At 65.7% G+C, this 3642-nt stretch carries 3 protein-coding genes; all 3 read left to right on the top strand.

Translation table 11 applies throughout. From position 1 onward, the window contains the following. Window positions 1-4 precede the first annotated feature (4 nt). The gene (locus tag A8M77_RS37595; RefSeq protein ID WP_443273600.1) at window positions 5-118 is read left to right on the top strand and encodes a LuxR C-terminal-related transcriptional regulator; all 114 of its coding nucleotides are present in this window, start codon (window positions 5-7) and stop codon (window positions 116-118) included. Window positions 119-179: 61 nt separating this feature from the next. Continuing rightward, entirely contained in the window at window positions 180-1745 is a 1566-nt protein-coding gene (locus A8M77_RS34700) for an ABC transporter substrate-binding protein (RefSeq protein ID WP_086926007.1), read from the top strand. Between the two features lie 26 nt (window positions 1746-1771). Further along, on the top strand, window positions 1772-3642 hold a 1871-nt coding region (locus tag A8M77_RS34695), incomplete at its 3' end, for an AAA family ATPase (protein ID WP_086926006.1).

Here is a 3642-nt window from a genome sequence, read left to right as displayed (position 1 = left end):
CGCCCTGGACCTGAGCCCGCACACCGTCAAGCGCCATGTCGCGCGCATCCTCGACCGGCTCGACCTGGCCTCGCGCATGCAGGCTGCCGATTGGTATCACAAGCGCTTCATCGGCTGAACGCCGATCATTGCCGTGCGCGTTCGGGTGATGGCGCGGTTTTTTTGAAAGGAGCAGGTTCATGAGCCCCAGGACCATCCTGATCGCTGGCACGCTTGCGTTGCTTTGCGCATCGACAACGGCTGCGACCTTGCGCGTGGCCAACGCCGGCGACGCCTTGTCCATGGACCCGCACGCACTGCTGGAGGGCGTGCAGCTGAGCCTCAATTCCAACATCTACGAACCCCTTGTCGACTGGGACAAGCAGATGAAGCTGGCGCCGGTGCTGGCGACCGGCTGGCGGCGAACCGCGCCGACGGTCTGGCGATTCGACCTGCGCAGGGGCGTGCGGTTTCACGACGGCACGCCTTTCACGGCCGACGACGTGGTCTTCAGCTTCGAGCGGGCGAATACCAAGGGCTCCGATTTGCGCAACGAGTCGATCAAGGAGGTGCGCAGGATCGATGACGCGACCGTCGAGATCGTGACCCGTGAACCCTTCCCCATTCTTCCGGAGGCGATCACGATCGTCTACATGATGAGCCGCAAGTGGTGCGTGGAGAACAAGGCAGAGATGCCGGCAGATGCACGCAAGGGCCTCGAGAACAGTGCGAGCTTCAGGGCCAATGGCACCGGCCCGTTTCGCTTGAGGGAACGCCAGGCGTCGCTGCGCACGGTGCTTGCCCGCAACACGCACTATTGGCAGAAGCTGGAGAGCAACCTCGACGAGGTTGTCTTCACGCCCATCGCCAACGATGCCACGCGCGTGAGCGCACTGTTGTCGGGCGACATCGACTTGATGGAACCGGCGCCCCTGCGCGACGTCGACCGCATCCGCTCTTCCGGCAAATTCACCGTGCTGCAAGGTCCGGATCTGCGCATCATCTTCCTGGGCATGGACCAACAGCGAGACGAACTGCTCTACAGCAACGTCAAGGGCGCGAACCCGCTCAAGGACAGGCGGGTGCGCCAGGCGATCTACCAGGCGATCGACATCGAAACGATCAGGTCTCGGGTGATGCGAAACGCCGCAGTCCCCACTGGACTGATGATCGCCCCCGGCATCCGCGGCTTCCAGGCTGACATGAACGTACGGCTGCCCTACGACCCGGTCGCGGCAAGAAAGCTGCTGGCCGAAGCGGGCTATCCGAACGGCTTCGAGCTGGGCATGAATTGTCCGAACGACCGTTACGTCAACGATGCGGCCATCTGCCAGGCGGTGAGCGCGCAACTCGCGCGCGCCGGCATCACGGTCGAATTACGGATCGAATCCAAGAGCCTTTACTTTCCGAGGCTTCGGCGCCGGGATACAAGCTTCTACCTCACCGGTTGGACTTCCATTACCCAGGATGCCCACTTCACGCTGGCGGGTGTCATGGCGACCCCCGACGGCGGGTTTTACGGGGTGGCAAACGGCGGCTACAGCAACCCGAAGTTCGACGAACTGGCGCACAAGATCGAGTCCGAGATCGATCATGTGCGACGCGAGGCGATGATCCGCGAAGCCTTCAAGATTCACCAGGACGACATCGGCCACATCCCTTTGCACCAACAGACACTGGCCTGGGCCTTCAGCAACCGGGTCACGCTCGTGCAGCTGCCGAGCAACCGCATGCCTTTCAAGTGGGTGTCGCTCGTGTCCCGCTGACACATCGATAGCCCCCTTGATTCACCATGCAGTCCGTCAGTCTCGCCGGCGCCAAGATCCAGACGCCCCGCTTCCGCAGCGGACTGATCGAGCGCAGCGAGCTCGAACAGCAGCTCGGCGATGCACTGACGAGCCACCGCATGGTCCTGCTGGTGGCGCCGGCGGGCTACGGCAAGACGGCTGCCCTGTCGCGCCAGCTGCAACGGCTGCCTCCAGGTTGTGCCGTCGCCTGGCTCACCGCCGACGAGGAAGACGACCTCCAGCGGCTGCTCTCCCACCTGATCGAAGCACTGGAGCCCCTGGACCCGCCATGGCGCCTGGCGCCCGAGGCTTTTCTCGAGCAGGTCACCCAGGGCCGGCTGCGTGAAGCGGCTGCCGCCCTGCTCGACACCCTCGAAGCCACCGACACGCCGGGCGGCGTGATCGTGCTGGACGACCTGCATGCCGTCGCGGACGCCCGTGTCTTCGAGTTCCTGGACCAGTTGCTCGAAGGCCTGCCGCGCAACTGGACGCTGGTGATTGCCAGCCGCGTGGAGCCCCCGCTGGCGCTGTGGCGCTGGCGCGCGCGGCGCGAAGTGGCCGAGTTCGACGAGACGGCCCTGAGCTTCTCCAGGAAGGAAGTGCAGGACCTGTGGCGCCATGCCACCGGCCAGGACGACCCCGGGCAAGCCGGGCGCCTGCTGGACCGGACCCACGGTTGGGCCGCCGGGCTCTGCCTGAGCCTCGAAGCATCGGAGGCGTCGGCCGCCGCGGCGCCCAAGGGCGTCTGGCGCAACCGCCGTCACCTGTTCGACTACCTGGCCAGTGAAGTCTTCGAAGACTTGCCGAGCGAACTGCAGGCCTTTCTCCTGCGCTGCTCCCTGCTGCCCGAACTCACGGTGACGCGCTGCGAGCAGATCAGCGGCAATCCGCGCGCGGCCCGACTGCTGGAGGAACTCGAGCGCCGCCGGCTGTTCGTCTCCGTGCTCGATGGCGAGGACCTGACGCTGCGCCTGCACGATCTTTTTCGCGACTTCCTGGAGGAGCGCCTGCGCCGGCGCCATCCCGAGGAGGTGCCGGCGCTGTTGCGCCTTGCGGCCCAGGGCGAGACCGATCCCGTGCGCCGCACGCTCATGTATCTGCGCGCGGGCGCCTGGGACGAAGCCCAGCAGGACCTGGCCGATGCGACACCGGACATGCTGGCCTGCGACGAAGGCGCCCAGGTGATCCGCATGATCGAGCAGTTTCCCGCAGACCTCCAAGCCCGATCGCCCTGGTTGGCCTATGCCCGCGGCCTGTGCGCCTGGCCGCGCTATCAGTACAGCGAGGTGCGGTCGAGCATGGCGCATGCCGCAGCCGGCTTCGACGCCATCGGGCGACACGACGAGGCGCAGCGTGCCCGGGCGATGCAGGCGCTGGCTACGTTCTTCTGTGGCCAGATGAAGGAGTGCCGGCATCTGGGCCAGGCGGTTCGCTCCCAACCCATGGACCTCGAAACCGAGACGCTCAGTGAGCTGCTCGACTTCTGGTACGAGAGCCACCATGGTCCGGTCGACGGACCCGGCCAGCACCTTGCCAAAGTCGTCGATCTGCTCATGCAGGGAGGTAATGCCGAACTGTGGTTCCGCTGCATGCCCCGCGTCAACGGGTTCATCAGCCGCCCCGGGGTGAGCACACAGATCCGGCGCCTGGTCGACGGCGCCAGGGCGACCCTGGGCGAGGGTCACTGGTCCCTGCAAGCCAATGCGAACCTGATGGAGGCCTGGCTGCTTCTCTGGCAGGGCGGGATCGCCGAGCTGGAGGCCCTGTTTCAGAGGATCGAAGAAGATGCCCGCTGGCTGGGCCAGCCCGCCGGCTTGCGCATTCGCCAGTTGTCAACGAAGGTCCTGTATCACGTGATCTGTGATGACAGGGACGC

The organism is Variovorax sp. JS1663 (genome assembly GCF_002157355.1).
GTDB lineage: Bacteria > Pseudomonadota > Gammaproteobacteria > Burkholderiales > Burkholderiaceae_C > Variovorax.
This window is presented reverse-complemented; position numbering and strand designations above follow the sequence as displayed.

Coding starts and splice junctions, on each gene's coding strand:
- A8M77_RS34700 (WP_086926007.1), top strand. CDS start 180: ATGAGCCCCAGGACCATCCTGATCGCTGGCACGCTTGCGTTGCTTTGC.